Below are 17,666 nucleotides of genomic sequence, written 5' to 3'. Positions count from 1 at the left end.
GCGGCGCGCGCCATGGAGTCGATCGAACTGCAGCTGCGGGCGGCGCTCGCGCATCATGAGGCCGGGCGTCTCGGGGAAGCGAAGACGCTGTACGACGCGATCCTGCACGCGCAGCCCGGGCAGCCGGACGCGATGCACTTCCTCGGGCTGCTCGCATGCCAGTTGAAGCAGTACGACGCGGGCCTCGCGTTGATGGAGCGCTCGCTCGCTGCGCGGCCGGATGCGTCGTATTTCAACAACCTCGGCAACATGTTGCGCGAATGCGGGCGGCTCGACGACGCGATCGCGCACTACCGTCGCGCGGTGGCGTTGCGTCCCGACTACCCGGAAGCGCACAACAATCTCGGCAACGCGCTGCGCGACGCGCGCGATCCGGCTGAGGCGATGCAGAGCTGTTCGCGCGCGATCGAACTGCGCCCCGGCTACGCGGAGGCGTACAACAACCTCGGCAACGTGCTGCAGGACGTGGGCGAGCTGGATGCGGCCGCGGCGAGCTACGGCAAGGCGATCGCATTCCATTCCGCGTACGCGGAAGCACACAGCAACCTCGGCAACGTGCTGCGCGCACAGGAGCGGCACGCGGACGCGATCGTGCACTACCGTCGCGCGATCGAACTGACCCCCGCGCTGCCCGCTGCGTGTCACGGCCTTGGCCTGTCGCTGTGGGCGCTCGGCGAACTGAGCGAAGCCGTGAGCGCGCTGGGCGCCGCCGCGGCGGGTTCCAGCGACGCGAGCCTGCACAACAACTACGCGGGCGTGCTGCGCGACGCGGGCGACCTCGACGCCGCCGCGGCGCACTACGCCCGCGCGATCGCGCTCGATGCGTCGCTGGCCGTCGCGCATGCGAACTTGAGCGGCGTGCGCCGCCGTCAGGCGCGTTATGCGGAAGCACTCATGCATGCGCAGGAGGCGATCCGCATCGCGCCGGATCTGCCCGATGCACACAACCAGGCGGGCAACGCTCACCACGGCCTGGGCGATCTCGTCGCGGCGCAAGCGTGCTATCGCACCGCGCTCGAGCTGAATCCGGCCGACAGCGGCGCGTGTCACAACCTGTCGGTCGTGCTGCTCAAGCGCGAGCGGCACGCCGAGGCGCTCGCGTATTGCCGGCAGGCGCTGGCGGGCGGCTATCCGACCGTATCGAAGTACGTGAATCTTGGCGACATCCTGCGCGCGCAGGGCAACGTCGACGCGGCTGTGCCCGCGTATCGCGACGCGCTCGCGCTGGTGCGCGACGACGCGAGCGATGAGGCGGCGGAGGTGCTCGGCCGCCTGCTGTTCGCCGCCGCGGCATCGGCGAACGTATCCCCCGCCGACTATCTGAACGACGCGCGCCGCTACGGCCGTCACCTCGCGGCGCGTTCGACGCGCTATACGCATGACGTGCGCGCACGCGCGGCCGACGCGCTGCATCGCCCGCTGCGGGTCGGCTTCGTATCGGGCGACCTGCGGCAGCACCCGGTGGGAATCTTCGTCGAAAGCGTGTTCGCGCATCTCGATCGCACGCGCATTGCGCCGTACGTGTACACGACGTCGGACGAAGCGGACGCGATCACCGCGCGACTGAAGCCGCACGCGGCCGTCTGGCGTTCGATCGCCGGTTGCGATCCGCAGGCGGCCCCCCGCACGATTCACGACGACGGCATCGACGTGCTCGTCGACCTCGCCGGCCATACGCAGGCGAGCGGCCTCGCCGCATTCGGCTGGAAGCCGGCGCCCGTGCAGGCGAGCTGGCTCGGCTTCTTCGCGTCGACGGGCAGCGACGCGATCGACTATTTCATCGGCGACGCGCGGACGTTGCCGGCCGACGAGGCCCATCACTTCGTCGAGCAGCCGTGGCGGCTGCCCGACAGCTACCTGTGCTTCACGCCGCCGGCTTACGACGTCGCCGTCGGCCCGCTGCCGATGGCCGCGAACGGCCACGTCACGTTCGGCTGTTTCGGCAAGCTCGTGAAGCTCGGCGACGACGTCGTGCGCGTGTGGTCGCGCGTGCTGGATGCGCTGCCCGGCGCACGGTTGTTGCTGAAGGCGCGCGAACTCGAACAGGCGGCGGTGCGCGACGTGACCGCCGCGCGCTTCGCACGGCACGGGATCGACCCGAGCCGGCTGCTGTTCGACGGCGCATCGGCGCGCGCCGACTATTTCGCGGCGTACAACCGGATCGATGTCGCGCTGAGCCCGTTCCCGTACCCGGGCGGCACGACGACGGCCGAGGCGCTGTGGATGGGCGTGCCGGTGCTCGGGATGAAGGGCGGACGGTTCGTCACGCACATCTGCGAGAGCCTGCTGCACGCGGCCGGGATGCCCGACTGGATCGCCGGCGATGAGGACGACTATGTCGCGAAGGCGGTCGCGGCCGCGCAGGACGGCGCGCGGCTGGCGGCGTTGCGCGCGACGCTGCGCGAACGCACGCTCGCGTCGCCGCTGTGCGATGCGGCACGCTTCGCCCGCAATCTCGAAGATGCCTTCGTCGGCATGTGGACACGCTATACGGAAACGGCACAGACAGCATGAACGATATCCAGCAGGCGCTGCAAGAGGCACTCGCCCACCACCAGGCCGGGCGTCTCGGGGAAGCAAAGACGCTGTACGACGCGATCCTGCACGCGCAGCCCGGGCAGCCGGACGCGATGCACTTCCTCGGGTTGCTCGCATGCCAGTTGAAGCAGTACGACGCGGGCCTCGCGTTGATGGAGCGCTCGCTCGCCGCGCGGCCGGACGCGTCGTATTTCAACAACCTCGGCAACATGCTGCGCGAATGCGGGCGGCTCGACGACGCGATCGCGCACTACCGTCGCGCGGTGGCGCTGCGTCCCGACTACCCGGAAGCGCACAACAACCTCGGCAACGCGCTGCGCGACGCGCGTGACCTGGCCGAGGCGATGCAGAGCTGTTCGCGTGCGATCGAACTGCGCCCCGGTTATGCGGAGGCGTACAACAACCTCGGCAACGTGCTGCAGGACCTGGGCGAACTGGATGCGGCCGCGGCAAGCTACGGCAAGGCGATCGCATTCCATCCCGCGTACGCGGAAGCGCACAGCAACCTCGGCAACGTGCTGCGCGCGCAGGAGCGGCACGCGGACGCGATCGCGCACTACCGTCGCGCGCTCGAACTGAACCCTGCGCTGCGCGTCGCGCATCGCGGGCTCGCCATTGCGCTGCGGGCGACCGACGATTTCGACGGCGCGCTCGAGCATGCGCGCGCGGGGCTCGAGCCGGACGATGCGGAAGGCCACTGCGCGCTCGGGCGATCGCTGCGCAGCATGAACGACTTCGACGGCGCGGCGCGCTTGTTCGAGCGCGCATGCGAGATCGATCCCGGCTACGCGCCGGCATGGTGCCGGCTCGGCGAGCTGCGCTGCCAGCAGGGCGAATACGAGGAATCGCTGCGCCTGTGCCGGCACGCGATCGAACTCGATCCCGAGCTCGCGGATGCGTACAACTTCCTCGGTCTCGCGTATCACAACCTCGACCGGATGGCGGCGGCGGAGCTGAGCCATCGCCACGCGATCGACCTGAATCCGGACGACGCGGACGCGCACCACAATCTCGCGGCCGCGCTGTTCCGTCTCGACAAGCTCGACGAGGCGATGAGCGAATACCGGATCGCGCAGGAACTCGGCGTCGATCCGGTGAAGATCCAGCTGACGCTCGGCGACATCCTGTGGGCCAAGCGCGATTTCGCCGGTGCGGTCGCGGCGTTCCGCGAAGCCGTCGAACACGATCCGCACCGCGCTTACGCGCGACTGCTGTTCAACATGTCGAGCTCGCCGGCGTTCGCGCCCGAGGAGTGGGTCGTCGATGCGCAGCGCTATGGAGACTACCTGGCGCGCGACGCGCGGCTGCTGTCGCATGATCGCGAACAGCGTGCGCGGCAGGCGCGCGGCCGGCCGCTGCGCGTGGGCTTCGTGTCCGGCGACCTGCGTCAGCATCCGGTCGGGATTTTCCTCGAAAGCGTGCTCGCGCATCTCGATCGCAAGCGCATCGAGCCGCATGCATACGTGACCTTCGTGGTGGAGGACGACGTGACCGCGCGGCTGAAAACGGGCTTCGCGAGCTGGAAGAAGCTCACGTGCCTGAATCGCGACCAGGCCGCGCGGATGATCCACGACGACGGCATCGACGTGCTCGTCGACCTGGCCGGCCACACCAACTGGAGCGGGCTGCCCGTGTTCGCGCACCGGCCCGCGCCGGTGCAGGCGAGCTGGCTCGGCTTCTTCGCGACGACCGGCTGCCGCGCGATCGACTACTTCATCGGCGATCCGCATACGCTGCCGGCCGACGAGGCGCATCACTTCGTCGAGCAACCGTGGCATTTGCCGGACAGCTACCTGTGCTTCACGCCGCCGGCCTACGACGTCGCGGTCGGCCCGCTGCCGATGGCCACCAACGGTGGCGTGACGTTCGGCTGCTTCGGCAAGCTCACGAAGATCAGCGATGACGTGATCGCGCTGTGGTCGCGCCTGCTGCACGCGCTGCCCGACGCGCGGCTGATGCTGAAGGCGCACGAGCTCGGCGCGAGCGACCTGAACCGCGCGACGCTCGAGCGCTTCGCGCGGCACGGCATCGGCGCGCAGCAGCTGATTCTCGAAGGCGGTTCGCCGCGCGCGGAGTATTTCAACGCGTACAACCGGATCGACATCGCGCTGAGCCCGTTCCCGTATCCGGGCGGCACGACGACGGCCGAAGCGCTGTGGATGGGCGTGCCGGTGATCGGGATGAAGGGCGGCCGCTTCGTCACGCATATCTGCGAAAGCCTGCTGCATGCGGCCGGGATGGGCGACTGGATCGCCGCCGACGAGGACGCGTATCTCGCGAAGGCGATCGCGTTCGCGCGCGATCGCGACGCACTGGCGGCGTTGCGCGCGACGCTGCGCGAACGCACGCTCGCGTCGCCGCTGTGCGATGCGGTGCGTTTCGCCCGCAATCTCGAGGATGCCTTCCACGGGATGTGGGCCCGCTACGTGGCCGGCGACACCGACGGAACACGCACATGACGGGCGCTGTCGTGGAACGGCTGAACGCGGCATTCGTGCACCATCAGGCCGGGCGCTTCGACGACGCCCGCGTGCTGTACGAGGCGATCCGGCGCGACGAGCCTGAGCAGCCGGATGCGACGCATTTCCTCGGGCTGCTCGCGTGCCAGCTCGGCCAGTTTCCGGCCGGCCTCGCGCTGATGGAGCGCGCGATCGCGCTGCGCGCCGATCCTGTCTACCTGAACAACCTCGGCAACATGCTGCGCGCGCACGGCCGGCTCGACGATGCGATCGGCGCGTACCGGCGTGCGATCGCGCTCGCGCCCGACTATGCGGAAGCGCACAGCAACCTCGGCAACGCGTTGCGCGACGCGGGCGACGCGGATGCCGCGATGCTCAGCTGCGCGCAGGCGCTCGCGCTGCGTCCCGATTACGCGCCGGCGTTCAACAACCTCGGTAACGCACTGCAGGACAAGGGCGAACTGGACGCCGCGGCGCGCGCATACGAGAAGGCGATCGCGCTCGATCCCGGCTACGCGCAGGCCCGCTTCAACCAGGGCAACGTATTGCGCGCGCAGCGCCGGCCCGACGAGGCGATCGCGTGCTACCGCCACGCGATCGCGCTGCAACCGGATCTGCACGCCGCGCATCACGCGCTCGGCGCGCTGCTGTTCGAGCGCGATGATCTCGATGCGGCGATCTTGAGCCTCACCCGCGCGGCGGAATCGGGCGAAGCGGACTGTCTGTTCCATCTCGCCGCCGCGCTCGAGCGTGCGGGCGATCTCGACGGCACGGTGGCGAGCCTGCGGCGTGCGCTGTCCGCGGCGCCCGATCGCGCGGACCTGCATCACCACCTCGCGCAGACGCTGGTCCGGCAGGGCAAGCGCCGTGAAGCGCTCGACAGTTGCCGGATCGCGCTGTCGCTGCCGAACCCGACCGCGCAGATGCATGCGGTGATGGGTGACATCCTGTGCGCGATGTGGCACCTCGATGCGGGGCTCGCGAGCTACGATCGCGCGCTCGAAATCGATCCCGCATTCCGCAACGCACATTCGGGCCGGATGTTCCATGCGGCCGGCACCGATCGGCTGTCGGCCGCGCAACTGCTCGAGCGCGCACGCGAATTCGGCGCGCGGATGGCCGCGCAGGCGTCGCCGCGCACGCACGTGCCGCAGCCGGCCGCAGGGCGCGTGTTGCGTGTCGGGTTCGTGTCCGGCGACCTGAAGTCCCATCCGGTCGCGGTGTTCCTGCTGAGCGTCGTCGCGGCGTTCGATCCGTCGCGCATCGAGGCGGTGGCCTACGCGACGCAGTCGGTGGAGGACGACACGACCGCGGCGCTCAAGCACCATTTCGCGCTGTGGCGCGACATCACCGCGCTCGACGACCGCGCGGCCGCCGACCTGATCGCCAACGACCGCATCGATGTGCTGGTCGACCTGAGCGGCCATACCGCGTCGAACCGGCTGCCGTTGTTCGCATGGAAGCCGGCGCCGGTGCAGGCGACCTGGCTCGGCTATTTCGCGACGACCGGCATCGCCGCGATCGACTACGTGATCGGCGATCGCCACGTGCTGCCCGACGACGAAGCGCATCACTTCGTCGAGCGGCCGTGGCGGTTGCCCGACAGCTATCTGTGCTTCACGCCGCCCGCGCAGCCGCTCGACGTCGGGCCGCTGCCGGCCGGGCGCGAAGGTGTCGTCACGTTCGGCTGCCTGAACAATGCGAACAAGATCGGCGATGCCGTCGTCGCGCTGTGGTCGCGCGTGCTGCATGCGGTGCCCGGTTCGCGCCTGTTGCTGAAGTCGGCGCAGCTCGACGAAGCCGCGCTGCGCACGAGCCTCGCCGCGCGCTTCGCGGCACACGGCATTCCGGTGGAGCGCCTGCTGCTGCGCGGCGGATCGAAGCGGCTCGCACACATCGCCACGTACAACGACATCGACATCGTGCTCGATCCGTTCCCGTATCCGGGCGGCACGACGAGCATGGAAGGACTGTGGATGGGCGCGCCGTTCATCACGCGACGCGGTGACCGCTTCCTGTCGCATATCGGCGAAAGCATCCTGCATACGCTCGGGATGCCCGAATGGATCGCGGACAACGACGACGACTATGTCGCGAAGGCGGCCGCGTTCGCGCAGGGCCTGCCGCACGTCGCGGCGGTGCGGGCCGGGCTGCGCGAGCGGCTGCTGCGCTCGCCGCTGTGCGATGCGCCGCGCTTCGCCCGCCATCTCGAAGCGGCGTTCGCGCAGATGGTCGACGCGGCGGCCGCCGCCGCGCCCTAGTCGATTCGCGCAGCCGATCCGGCCCGGTGCGGATTTGCATCCGTGCCGTTTCTTCTTCCGTCACGCAAAAAAATAGCCGCCCGAAGGCGGCTCGACGTGACGACATCGGCGCACGCTCGACGGCGGCGCGCGTTGTTGTTCGTGGGCTTACAGCATGCCAGTCGCCTGATAGAGGCCGGCCGCGCGAATCCGTTCGCGCGATGCGGTGAATTGCTGTGCGAGCTGATCGCGATCGGCCTGCGCGTGCTGCGCGATCGACGCGTCGATCTCCATGATCCGCCGGATCGTGTCGAGCGCCTCCGGCGTCTGCTCGGGCGACAGTCCCATCAACAGCGGCGAGCGCGCGTCGGCCAGCGCCGCGACGCGTTCCCAGTCGCGCAGCGCGGTGGCCGACTGCATTGCCTGGGTCAGGTGGAGTGCTTGATTCAGCGTATCGGTCGTCATGGTCGTCGTCCGGATGCATCCCGCGAAAACGCGGCTTACTTGTTGGTGGCGAGCGCACCGGCGCTGTTCGTGCCGCCGAACAGCTGGGTCAGGTACTTCGTGTTGTTCGCCATCGTCGCCATCAGGTTGTTCAGCGCGGTGAACTGCGCGTTGTACTGCGCGGTCAGCTGATCCGAGTAGTTCTTCAACTGCGTCGCCTGGCTGGACAGGTTCTTCAGGTCCGCATTGAGCGCCGTGGTGCGCTGGTCGATCAGGCCGTTCGCCTGCGTGTACGTGTTGACCAGCTTGTTCAGCGTCTGGCCGACGCCGTTCGTCGTGTTGAACAGCGCGGCGACGGCCGGGCTGTTCGACGTGAGCGCGGTGTTCAGCGTGGTGGAGTCGACCTGCAGCGTTCCGTCGGACTGCAGGTTGATGCCGATCGCCGCGAGCGAATAGGTCGTGCTCGGGCTGCCCGTCTTGACGCCGCCGCTGATCGCGGTCGCGAGACCGCTCGAGATCGTGTTGAGCATCGCGTCGCCGAGCAGCGGGCCTGCCGTCGACGTGTTCGGATCGTACGACGACAGCGACTTCGCGGTCGTCACGTAGCCGTTGTAGGCGTTGACGAATGCGTTGATCGCGCTCGTCGTGGCCGTCGTGTCGGGCGACAGCGTGACCGTCTGGGTCGTGTTCAGCGCGGCCGGCGTCAGGTTCAGCGTGACGCCCGTCAGCACGCCCGACACGCTGTTGGACGCGCTGCTCACCGGCGTGCCGTCGACGGTCAATTTCGCGTCCGCGGCGTTGGTCACGGTCGAGTAGCCCGACGTCAGCTTCGCGTTCACGCCGGTGCCGCTCACCGACACCGTGTTGGCCGCACCGGTGTTGTTCGACTGGATCACGAGATGCTGGCCGTCCGAGCCGGTGATGACCGACGCGGTGACGCCCGGGTTGCCGGCCGTCGTATTGATCGAGGTTGCGATGTCGGACAGCGACGCGCCGGCCGCGACGTTGACGTTGAATGCCGCATTGCTGCCGAGCGTGATGCTCAGCGAGCCGGCCGCGATCGTGTCCGCCGACGTGATGCCCGCCGACGACAGCTTGTTCGCGCTCGCGAGCTGCGTGACGTTGACCGAGTACGAGCCGGCCACCGCCCCGCCGCCGCTCTTGACCGACGCGGTGATGCCGTTGCCGCTCGCGCTCGCCGCGAGGCCGCTCAGCGTCGAGCCGTTCGCGAGACCGGCGATCGCGGTCTGCAGCGCGGACAGCGCCGATTTCAGTTTGCCGACCGCGGACAGCTCGGTGTTGTCGCGCGTCTGCTTGGTCGTGAGGGTTTGTGTCTGACCGGCTGTCTTGGCCGTGACCAGCGCGGACACCAGCGAACTGACGTCGAGCGTCGAATTGGTCGCGCCGCTGATGATCGATTGTCCGGCCTGCGCCAGAAGACTGCCGATATCGGTCGTGCCTGTGCTCGTCGTGGTCATGCGGGTGCTCCAGTCGTTTGCGCGGTCGCGCGCGTTCCGGCGGGTCGCCGTGCTTCGATTTCAATGCAAGCAGGGAGGCAAGCCTCCCTGGAGTGTCGGGTCCGGTGTACCGAACCGGCGCCGTCGCGCGCCGCAACGCGGACGACGCCGTGCGCGCGGGCGGCGAGCCCGGCGCGGATGTTCCCGATTACTGCAGGAGCTTCAGGACCTGCTGCGGCAGCGAGTTCGCTTGCGCGAGCACCGAGATGCCGGCTTGCTGCAGCACTTGCGCCTTGCTCAGGTTCGCCGTTTCCGTCGCGAAGTCCGCGTCGGTGATCTGCGAACGCGCTGCGCTCATGTTGGTTGCCTGCGTTTGCGTCGTCGTGATTGCAGCCTGGAACGTGTTCTGTGCTGCACCCAGCGTTGCCTGGAACGTGTTGACGTTCTTCAGTGCCGTGTCGATTGCCGTGATCGCCGACTGTGCGCTCGTCTGGTCGCTGACCGTCAGGCCGCTCAGGCTCAGGCCTGCGCCCGTGCTCGTCCACACGGTCGCGCCGAAGTTGACGGCAACGGTCTGGTTCGCCGATGCGCCGACCTGGAACGTGACGTTGCCGGCGTTGCTCAGGATGGTCTGGCCGTTGAACGTCGTTTGCGTTGCCACGCGGTCGATTTCGCCCAGACGCGTCGTGACTTCAGCTTGCAGGTTTGCACGTGCGTTCGAGTCCAGCGAGCCGTCGCCGGATTCGACTGCCAGCGTACGGATACGCTGCAGGTTGTCGACGGTCGACTGCAGCGCGCCGGCTGCGGTCTGGATCATCGAGATACCGTTGTTCGCGTTCGAGACGCCTTGCGTCAGCGCGTTGATCGCAGACGTTTGCGTCGTCGAGATCGCGAGGCCTGCCGCGTCGTCGGCTGCCGTGTTCACGCGCTTGCCCGACGACAGGCGGTTGATCGCTTGCGACAGTGCGCTTTGCGAGCCCGACAGATTCGTCTGCGTCGTCAGCGAAAGGATGTTGGTATTGATGTTCAGCATTTGCTTCCTCTTTTTGGAAAATGCCTGAGTACAGACAGGGTCGTTTTCGGCGTTGCGCTTTATCGCGAGTGGCGCTGCCCGCCTTTCCTGGTTGACGGCGGCACCCGGCGAAAACTTTAGAGGGATGTTCGAGGAAATTCGGGACCGAAGGGTCGCGCCGCCGCGAAATCCGCGTCCGGCGTGGCCGGCAGCGATTTCGGCCGGGCCGCGCGCCGGCCTCGTGGGCGGCTTGTGTGGCCGCGCCGCGTCGGAGGGCCAACCGGGATCGACAAAAGGATGGTTTTGTCTGTGATTTCCTGATATGATGGCGGGCTGAATTGAGATTTTCTGTCAAGCCTGTGCCGCCTCGGCATTCTTGCTGGCAGTCAAACGCGGCGCTGCACGTGGCTTGTGAAGCGTACCCGCGGTGCTTTCCGCCTCTCTTTTCCGGCCTCCGAGGCCGTATTTCCGCTCGTTTCGCCTGTTGTGGGGACGCCCGGATGGCCGGTGCGTGGCGCTTGGCCGCTACGTTTTTGACCGTTTAAGCAATTTAGGAACGACATGACGACGATTCTTCTGAAAGAAAACGAGCCGTTCGAAGTGGCGATTCGCCGCTTTCGCCGTGCTATCGAAAAAAATGGCCTGATCGCTGAACTGCGCGAACGCCAGTCCTACGAAAAGCCGACCGCAGTCCGTAAGCGCAAGAAGGCAGCAGCCGTCAAGCGCCTGCACAAGCGCCTGCGCAGCCAGATGCTGCCGAAGAAGCTCCACTAAGAGCGTCTGTCGGTTCGCCGCGAAACGGCGGAGCGTGCTTCGAAAGAAGCCGCTCCGCCGTTTTGCTTTTTGGGGATGGAAAATGGGCTGCGGGACTGGACCTTCGCGCTCGGGCTCATCGCGCGCGGGTGGCCCGGCTTCACGTAATCGGCGTACTGGTTTTCCCGATAGCGGCGGTTCAGCGGGTTGTCGAGCGATGCGCGCGGCGTCACATCGTGGAGGCCGACGCGCGTCAGGTAGCGCGCGCCGGCATCAGACGACCAGGAAGCCCGGTGCGGCGAGCTCCCGCCGGCCGCGCGCAGCGGCTGCGTCGCCGTCAGCCTGCCTTGCGGTGCCGTGCCGGCTGCTGCTTGCCGCCGAGGGCCGCGCATTTGGCGTGACACGGGCAGCCGGCCTCGTGATCGTTGACCATCCCGGTTGCCTGCATCAGCGCATAGCAGATCGTCGAGCCGACGAATTTGCAGCCGTACGCCTTCAGCGCCTTGCTGAGCGCGTCCGACTGGGCGGTCGACGCGGGCGCGTCCCGATACGACCGCCATGCGTTCTGCACCGGCATGTGATCGACGAACGACCACAGGAAGTGCGCGAGCGACCCGTGTTCGTCGCGAATGCGCTGCACGGCCAGTGCATTGGTCACCGCGGATTGGACCTTCGCGCGATTGCGCACGATGCCGGGATTCTCGAGCAGCTTCTCGATGTGCTTCGGCGTGAAGCGCGCGACGGCGTCGACATCGAAGTCGGCGAACGCCTCGCGATAGCCGGCGCGTTTGTTCAGGATCGTCGACCACGACAGCCCCGCCTGCGCGCCTTCCAGAATCAGCATCTCGAACAGGTGGCGATCGTCATGTGACGGCACGCCCCACTCGGTATCGTGATAGTGAGCATCCGCTTCCGTCTTTACCCAGTTGCACCGCTGCGACATCATCCGCCTCGTTCCAGTGTCGATTCGATCGTGCCAGCATAGCGGAAGGCCCATTCACGGCATAGCTGGCCGAACGGCAGATGGGCGCACGGCGCCGATCCGGTTAAGCTTGGCGCCTGTTCGAATCAGCAGGATCAACGCATGACGGCATTACTTTTTGCGATCGGCATCGACGGCGGCGGCACCGGCACCCGCGCGGTGCTGGCCGACCGGCACGGGCGCGAGCTCGCGCAGGGGCGCGGCGGCCCGTCGGGCCTCGGCCTCGGCATCGAGCGGGCGTGGGCGTCGATCGGCGCGGCCTGTGCCGACGCGTTCACGCGGGCGGGGCTCGCGTTCGACTGGGCGCAGTGCGCGCTCGGCTGCGGGCTGGCGGGCGTCAACAATGCCGCGTGGCTCGCCGCGTTCCGCGCGCAGGCGCCGCTCGGCGCGCTTGCGATCGAGAGCGACGCCTACACGACCGTCGTCGGCGCGCACGGCGGTGCGCCCGGGCTCATCGTCGCACTCGGCACGGGCAGCATCGCGGCGGCGCTCGACGCGGCGGGCGACTGCCGCATCGCGGGCGGTTTCGGCTTTCCGTCCGGCGACGAGGCGAGCGGTGCGTGGCTCGGGCTGCGCGCGCTGGCGTACGCCCAGCAGGCGCTCGACGGCCGCGCGCCGCGCGATGCATTCGCCGGCGCGCTGCTCGCGGAGACGGGTGCGCACGATCGAGACGCACTCGTCCAGTGGTCGTGCGACGCGAACCAGACGATCTATGCGCGCCTCGCACCGATCGTGCTCGCGCACCGCACCCATCCGTATGCGGCCGCGCTGATCGCGCAGGCCGGCGACGAGATCGCCAAGATGATCGACGCGCTCGATCCGCAGCAGGCGCTGCCGGTCGCGCTGTGCGGCGGGTTGGCCGACGCGCTTGCACCGGCCGTACCGGCACGTCACGCGGCGCGGCTGCGCGCGCCGCTCGACGATTCCGCACACGGCGCGTTGCGGCTCGCGCTGCAGGCGTTGCGGGCGGCTGAAGCGGGGTGAGTGGTTTGAGGGGGCCGGGCGCGGTGCGAGGGCTGAGCTGGCCGGGTAGAACAGGTCGGGCAAGTTGAGCGGATAACGCGGACCGAGCGAACTGAGCGGACTGAACAGAGACCGAGCAAGCTGGCCAGTCCAAACCAGCAACGCGCCGAAGGCTGAACGGCTTGAACCCGCCACCTCGCCCCAGCCCCCGTTCCCCAACCGCCCGACGCCCCACCGGGCACGACGTTAAAATGGCGGTTCCGCAGCATCCTGCGCGCCATTTCCCCGTTCCCATGTACAAAGTCATCGCCACCGATCTCGACGGCACCCTGCTGAACAGCGACCACCAGCTCGATCCGTACACGATCGAGACCGTCCGCCGGCTCGACCGCGACGGCCTGCAGTTCGTGATCGCCACGGGGCGCCACTACGCGGACGTCGCCGGCATCCGCGACGTGCTCGGCATCCGGCCGTACCTGATCACGTCGAACGGTGCGCGCGTGCATGCGCCGGACGATACGGCGATCCATGCGCAGGACATCGATCCCGCGATCGTCCGCGGCCTCGTGCAGCCGGGCGTGACCGGCGCGCACGGGCGCGTGATCGTCAATCTGTTCACCGACCGAGGCTGGCTGATCGACCGCGAAGCGCCGCACCTGCTCGAATTCCACCAGGATTCGGGTTTCCGGTACGACGTGATCGACATGGCCGCGCACGACGGCGCGGACATCGCGAAGGTGCTGTACATCGGCGAGCCGGCCGATCTGGCGGTGGTCGCCGAGCAAATGCGCGCGCAGTTCGGCGATGCGCTGTACGTCACGTACTCGCTGCCCGACTGCCTCGAAGTGATGACCGCGAACGTGTCGAAGGGCCGCGCGCTGCGCGCGGTGCTCGCGCGGCTCGGCGTCGATGCCGGCCACTGCATCGCGTTCGGCGACAACATGAACGACATCGACCTGCTCGAAACGGCCGGTCACGCGTTCATGATGAACAACGCGAATCCCGACTTGGTCGCGCAGCTGCCGCACATCCCGCGGATCGGCAACAACTTCGACGCGGGCGTCGCCCGCCACCTGCGCACGCTGTTCTCGCTCCAGGACACCCTCGACGGCGTCGTCGCTTCCTGAGCGCAAATGAAAAACGGGCGCCAGCGGCGCCCGTTCAAATTACCTGCCTCGATGTTGTTCGACAGCGTGAGGCTCGCTGTTCTGCTCGCGTAACCCCGTAGTGTTTTATTCGCTTGTGCGAGCGGATGCGGGCAGCAGGCCGACGGCGTCGTCGCGCCCCGCGACCAGCGGATAGATGATCCCGGCGATGGCCGCACCGATGATCGGCGCGATCCAGAACAGCCACAGCTGGCCGATCGCCTCGCCGCCCACGAACAGCGCGGGGCCGGTCGAGCGGGCCGGGTTCACCGACGTGTTGGTGACCGGGATCGAGATCAGGTGGATCAACGTCAGGCACAGGCCGATCGCGATCGGCGCGAAGCCGGCCGGCGCGCGCTTGTCGGTGGCGCCGAGAATCACGAACAGGAAGAAGCCCGTCATCACGACTTCGCAGATGAACGCCGCGCCGAGCGAGTAGTGGCCGGGCGAACGCTCGCCGAAGCCGTTCGTCGCAAAGCCGCCGCCGACGAGGTCGAAGCCCGGCTTGCCGGTCGCGATCAGGTACAGCACGAATGCACCGAGCGTCGCGCCGACCACCTGCGCGACGATGTACGGCGCGAGATCGCGCGCCGGGAAGCGGCCGGCGACCGTCAGGCCGACACTCACGGCCGGATTCAAATGGCAACCCGAAATATGGCCGATCGCGAATGCCATCGTCAGCACGGTCAGGCCGAATGCAAGTGCGACGCCGGCAAAGCCGATGCCGAGGCCCGGAAAGGCGGCGGCCAGCACGGCGCTTCCGCACCCGCCGAGCACCAGCCAGAACGTGCCGAATGCCTCTGCAGCCAGGCGCTGAGAAAGATTCATGTAGGGATCTCGTTCAAGTGGGTTGAAGACAAACGGCCGGGCGGATGATTTATTCCGCCGTCCGGAATTGGTCTGGATTATAGGAAATGAATCGGGTACAAGAGGGTCAACGATTGTTAAATTTGAATGCTGGCGAATGGCCTTTATTAGAATAAGTCCGCATTCTCCATATAGCCGAATCGGTTAAAGATGGCAGCATTAATTTTGAAGAGCAGGGCGGCAGTGCGGACGACGTAACCGGTGTTGGTGTTCCGGCCGGACTCGCCGGAGCCGCATCATGGAAAAAGGGAGTCGAAAAATGTCTCAATACGCGAAACTCAAGGCGCAGATCGCCGATCTGCAGGCTCAGGCGGATGACGTGCGCCGTCAGGAAGTGGAGACGGTGATCGCCGAAGTCCAGCGAATGATTGCCGAATATGGCCTCACGGCCCAGGATCTGGGCTTCGTGGAGCGCGCGCGGCGCGGCCGTCCACCGAAAAAGGCGCCGCTGCCGCCGAAGTACCGCGATCCGAAGTCGGGTGCAACCTGGAGCGGCCGCGGCAAGCCGCCGAATTGGATCGTCGGGAAAAACCGCGATCGTTTCCTGATCGAATGACCGCGCAAAAAGAAAGAGCCGCATCGACGATGCGGCTCTTGGGGTTTTCCGCGCCGATTTCGACGCGAATTTTACGGAATATTTCCTGACGAATTTCGCGGCCGTCAGGCGCCCGCGACCTGGCGCAAGGTCGGCCGTTTTGCCGCCGTGCAAAGCGATTCGTAGGTTTCGACGTAACGTCGCGCCATCGCTTTCGAGCTGAAACGCGTATCGAAGCGCGCGCGAATCGCGTCGCGCGACAGGCTGTCGATCCGGTGCAGCGCCCCGACGGCGCCCTGCACGTCCTCGACGATGAAGCCTGTCACGCCGTCCTCGATCACTTCCGGCACCGAGCCGCGGTTGAACGCGACGACCGGCGTGCCGCAGGCCATCGCCTCGATCATCACCAGGCCGAACGGCTCCGGCCAGTCGATCGGGAACAGCAGCGCCTTCGCGCCGGACAGGAACGCCGGCTTCTGCGCCTCGTTGATCTCGCCGATGAATTCGACATGCGCTTCGCCGAGCAGCGGCTCGATCACTTCCTTGAAGTAGTCGGCGTCGGCCTTGTCGACCTTCGCGGCGATCTTCAGCGGCAGCCCGCTTTTCGCGGCGATCCGGATTGCGGTGTCGACCCGCTTTTCGGGACAGATCCGGCCGAGGAACGCGAGGTATTCGGGCTTCACGTCCGGTTGCGGCGCAAGCAGCGTGTCGGGCAGCCCGTGATACACGGTGCCGGCCCAAGCGGCCTGCGGCAGCGGCTTGCGCTGCGAGTTCGAGATCGAGACGACCGGCGAATTCGGGAACGCGTCGAACACCGGCTGCAGCTCCGGCAGGTCGAGGCGGCCGTGCAGCGTCGTCACGTAAGGCGTGTCGAGGCGCGACATCAGCGAGAACGGCAGGTAGTCGAGGTGAAAGTGCAGCACGTCGAATTCGTGCGCGACACGGGCGACCTGCTCGATCAGGCGCATATGGGGCGCCATCGAATCGCGGATCGACGGGTCGAGCCGCAGGGCGCGCGGCCATGCCGCCTCGAGACGCGCCGACGTGACGGAGTCGCCGCTGGCGAACAGCGTCACATCGTGGCCGAGCTCGACGAGCGCCTCGGTGAGGTAGGACACGACACGCTCGGTGCCGCCGTAGAGTTTCGGCGGGACAGCTTCGTAAAGGGGCGCGATCTGGGCAATACGCATTGGCGTTCTCCGGTGTCGACCGGCGTGGGCGCTCGAGTGCGCATGCCGGTCCGATACAAGGTTGCGGAACTCGCCGACGCACGCTTTGGGCGGTACGTGGCCGGCTCCGGGGCGCGGTGCGCCGGACGCCGGGCGGCAAGCTGCGGGGCGGGACGGTGCGCCTCACGCCGCCGCCCATTTGAGTCCATTATCGATATCGGCTTGAGGGGGTTCGAGTGTTTTTTCAAACACTTAAGGCTTGTTACACCGTGAAATACGAGAAAACCCCGATAAAAAGGGTCCGGAAACATGATGCGAGACAGACGCAACTATTGTTGCGCTATCGTGAAAAACCACTATAATTTTTACCGATTCACACGCCGGCAGCCTTGCCGGACGGCCTCCAGCCGGATTCGTCCCATGCGGCCCCGTATCGCCGACGAATTCGCGCCCCGATTTGCCCCCCCTTTTGTCCCCTTTCAATTCGCCTTGTCAGAAAAATTCCTACACGGTTTACAGACAAATCCTGCGCGGCATACGCCACTTCGCTGATACCGACATAAATGGCGTTTGGCCAAAATTCGCCCTGTAAGACTGATAAACGTGCCGGCGGAGGCCAATAGGGCCCGACCGAGCAAACGTTTTCATAACACGAAGGCCAACAGCAAAGCTCTTAACGGGGGAATCATGAGCGCCACCAGTGAAATGCTCAGTGAGATCAAAGAGGTCAACCTGTCGTACCTCCTCCTCGCGCAACGCCTGCTGCGGGAAGACAAAGCGATGGGCATGTTCCGCATGGGCGTTTCCCAGGAACTGGCCGACGTACTCGCGAACCTCACGCTCGCCCAGACCGTGAAGCTCGCCGCGTCGAACCAGATCCTGTGCCGTTTCCGCTTCGACGATCACGCGTTGCTGTCGTCGCTCGCCGACAAGGGTCGCAGCGACGTCGTCACGCACGCGCACTCGGCCATCCTGATGGCCGGCCAGCCGGTCGAAAGCGTCCGCTGATCCTTTTTTCGCCTGCGTTCGTCCTGGCGCGCCGCGCCGGCGGGCGGCGTATTGGCCCCTCATCCGAACAACGTCACGCGGACAGTTATTCACC

The 17,666-nt window shown here is 67.1% G+C and carries 14 protein-coding genes and 1 pseudogene; 8 read left to right on the top strand and 7 right to left on the bottom strand.

Annotated elements, in window-relative coordinates:
* Positions 1–12 precede the first annotated feature (12 nt).
* The 3 genes from SB786_RS08435 to SB786_RS08425 are packed head-to-tail and all read left to right on the top strand — an operon-like array spanning position 13 to position 7,258.
* Positions 13–2,514: a tetratricopeptide repeat protein gene (locus SB786_RS08435; RefSeq protein WP_410727077.1), complete on the top strand. Its 2,502-nt coding sequence runs from the start codon at positions 13–15 to the stop codon at positions 2,512–2,514.
* Entirely contained in the window at positions 2,511–4,997 is a 2,487-nt protein-coding gene (locus SB786_RS08430) for a tetratricopeptide repeat protein (RefSeq protein ID WP_410727076.1), read from the top strand. Before SB786_RS08435 ends, SB786_RS08430 begins: the two co-directional genes overlap by 4 nt.
* Positions 4,994–7,258, top strand: a complete 2,265-nt coding sequence (locus tag SB786_RS08425) for a tetratricopeptide repeat protein (protein WP_410727075.1) — start codon at positions 4,994–4,996, stop codon at positions 7,256–7,258. The genes SB786_RS08430 and SB786_RS08425 overlap by 4 nt, the downstream gene beginning before the upstream one ends.
* 147 nt (positions 7,259–7,405) lie before the next feature.
* On the opposite strand, the gene SB786_RS08420 is transcribed toward SB786_RS08425, so the two are convergent.
* The 3 genes from SB786_RS08420 to SB786_RS08410 all read right to left on the bottom strand — a co-directional run bounded on the left by SB786_RS08420 (position 7,406) and on the right by SB786_RS08410 (position 10,171).
* Positions 7,406–7,702: a flagellar protein FliT gene (locus SB786_RS08420; protein WP_006760451.1), complete on the bottom strand. Its 297-nt coding sequence runs from the start codon at positions 7,700–7,702 to the stop codon at positions 7,406–7,408.
* Between the two features lie 35 nt (positions 7,703–7,737).
* Positions 7,738–9,159, bottom strand: coding sequence for a flagellar filament capping protein FliD (gene fliD / locus SB786_RS08415; protein WP_410727074.1), 1,422 nt, complete (start codon positions 9,157–9,159; stop codon positions 7,738–7,740).
* Positions 9,160–9,346: 187 nt separating this feature from the next.
* Positions 9,347–10,171 (bottom strand): flagellin domain-containing protein, encoded by an 825-nt coding sequence (locus tag SB786_RS08410; protein WP_006760453.1) that lies wholly within the window; start codon positions 10,169–10,171, stop codon positions 9,347–9,349.
* 540 nt (positions 10,172–10,711) lie between these two features.
* Here SB786_RS08410 and rpsU point away from each other — a divergent pair.
* Positions 10,712–10,924 (top strand): 30S ribosomal protein S21, encoded by a 213-nt coding sequence (gene rpsU, locus SB786_RS08405; protein ID WP_006401410.1) that lies wholly within the window; start codon positions 10,712–10,714, stop codon positions 10,922–10,924.
* A 98-nt stretch (positions 10,925–11,022) separates the two neighbouring features.
* On the opposite strand, the pseudogene SB786_RS08400 reads toward rpsU, so the two are convergent.
* Both SB786_RS08400 and SB786_RS08395 read right to left on the bottom strand, forming a co-directional pair.
* Positions 11,023–11,235, bottom strand: a pseudogene (locus SB786_RS08400) (hypothetical protein); the annotation flags it as partial.
* A 5-nt stretch (positions 11,236–11,240) separates the two neighbouring features.
* Complete coding sequence (locus tag SB786_RS08395) at positions 11,241–11,846, bottom strand: DNA-3-methyladenine glycosylase I (RefSeq protein ID WP_410727073.1); 606 nt, start codon at positions 11,844–11,846, stop codon at positions 11,241–11,243.
* 141 nt (positions 11,847–11,987) lie between these two features.
* Here SB786_RS08395 and SB786_RS08390 point away from each other — a divergent pair, with 141 nt between their 5' ends.
* Entirely contained in the window at positions 11,988–12,869 is an 882-nt protein-coding gene (locus SB786_RS08390) for a BadF/BadG/BcrA/BcrD ATPase family protein (RefSeq protein ID WP_410727072.1), read from the top strand.
* 272 nt (positions 12,870–13,141) lie between these two features.
* Positions 13,142–13,975 carry a Cof-type HAD-IIB family hydrolase gene (locus SB786_RS08385; protein ID WP_410727071.1) on the top strand — a complete coding sequence of 278 codons (834 nt, stop codon included), beginning with the start codon at positions 13,142–13,144 and terminating at the stop codon, positions 13,973–13,975.
* A gap of 105 nt (positions 13,976–14,080) precedes the next feature.
* Here SB786_RS08385 and aqpZ read toward each other — a convergent pair whose 3' ends face one another.
* Entirely contained in the window at positions 14,081–14,821 is a 741-nt protein-coding gene (gene aqpZ / locus SB786_RS08380; protein ID WP_006760459.1) for an aquaporin Z, read from the bottom strand.
* Positions 14,822–15,119: 298 nt separating this feature from the next.
* Between aqpZ and SB786_RS08375 the strand changes: the two genes are divergently transcribed.
* Positions 15,120–15,416 (top strand): H-NS histone family protein, encoded by a 297-nt coding sequence (locus SB786_RS08375; protein WP_410727190.1) that lies wholly within the window; start codon positions 15,120–15,122, stop codon positions 15,414–15,416.
* Positions 15,417–15,520: 104 nt separating this feature from the next.
* On the opposite strand, the gene SB786_RS08370 is transcribed toward SB786_RS08375, so the two are convergent.
* On the bottom strand, positions 15,521–16,585 hold the full coding sequence (locus SB786_RS08370; protein ID WP_410727070.1) for a glycosyltransferase family 4 protein: 1,065 nt from the start codon (positions 16,583–16,585) through the stop codon (positions 15,521–15,523).
* 666 nt (positions 16,586–17,251) lie between these two features.
* On the opposite strand from SB786_RS08370, the gene flhD reads away from it, so the two are divergent.
* Positions 17,252–17,572 carry a flagellar transcriptional regulator FlhD gene (gene flhD / locus SB786_RS08365; RefSeq protein WP_006751074.1) on the top strand — a complete coding sequence of 107 codons (321 nt, stop codon included), beginning with the start codon at positions 17,252–17,254 and terminating at the stop codon, positions 17,570–17,572.
* Positions 17,573–17,666: the final 94 nt, after the last annotated feature.

This window comes from Burkholderia sp. SIMBA_062, from assembly GCF_046534765.1.
Lineage (GTDB): Bacteria > Pseudomonadota > Gammaproteobacteria > Burkholderiales > Burkholderiaceae > Burkholderia > Burkholderia ambifaria.
Note: the sequence above shows the minus strand (reverse complement) of the source record. Positions and strands in the feature narration are given on the sequence as shown.

Excerpts from the sequence above, each read along its gene's own strand:
- SB786_RS08390 (WP_410727072.1), top strand. The coding sequence starts at position 11,988 with ATGACGGCATTACTTTTTGCGATCGGCATCGACGGCGGCGGCACCGGC.
- SB786_RS08410 (WP_006760453.1), bottom strand. The coding sequence starts at position 10,171 with ATGCTGAACATCAATACCAACATCCTTTCGCTGACGACGCAGACGAAT.
- flhD (WP_006751074.1), top strand. The coding sequence starts at position 17,252 with ATGAGCGCCACCAGTGAAATGCTCAGTGAGATCAAAGAGGTCAACCTG.
- SB786_RS08385 (WP_410727071.1), top strand. The coding sequence starts at position 13,142 with ATGTACAAAGTCATCGCCACCGATCTCGACGGCACCCTGCTGAACAGC.
- rpsU (WP_006401410.1), top strand. The coding sequence starts at position 10,712 with ATGACGACGATTCTTCTGAAAGAAAACGAGCCGTTCGAAGTGGCGATT.
- SB786_RS08370 (WP_410727070.1), bottom strand. The coding sequence starts at position 16,585 with ATGCGTATTGCCCAGATCGCGCCCCTTTACGAAGCTGTCCCGCCGAAA.
- SB786_RS08430 (WP_410727076.1), top strand. The coding sequence starts at position 2,511 with ATGAACGATATCCAGCAGGCGCTGCAAGAGGCACTCGCCCACCACCAG.
- SB786_RS08420 (WP_006760451.1), bottom strand. The coding sequence starts at position 7,702 with ATGACGACCGATACGCTGAATCAAGCACTCCACCTGACCCAGGCAATG.
- SB786_RS08375 (WP_410727190.1), top strand. The coding sequence starts at position 15,120 with ATGTCTCAATACGCGAAACTCAAGGCGCAGATCGCCGATCTGCAGGCT.
- SB786_RS08435 (WP_410727077.1), top strand. The coding sequence starts at position 13 with ATGGAGTCGATCGAACTGCAGCTGCGGGCGGCGCTCGCGCATCATGAG.
- aqpZ (WP_006760459.1), bottom strand. The coding sequence starts at position 14,821 with ATGAATCTTTCTCAGCGCCTGGCTGCAGAGGCATTCGGCACGTTCTGG.
- SB786_RS08425 (WP_410727075.1), top strand. The coding sequence starts at position 4,994 with ATGACGGGCGCTGTCGTGGAACGGCTGAACGCGGCATTCGTGCACCAT.
- fliD (WP_410727074.1), bottom strand. The coding sequence starts at position 9,159 with ATGACCACGACGAGCACAGGCACGACCGATATCGGCAGTCTTCTGGCG.
- SB786_RS08395 (WP_410727073.1), bottom strand. The coding sequence starts at position 11,846 with ATGTCGCAGCGGTGCAACTGGGTAAAGACGGAAGCGGATGCTCACTAT.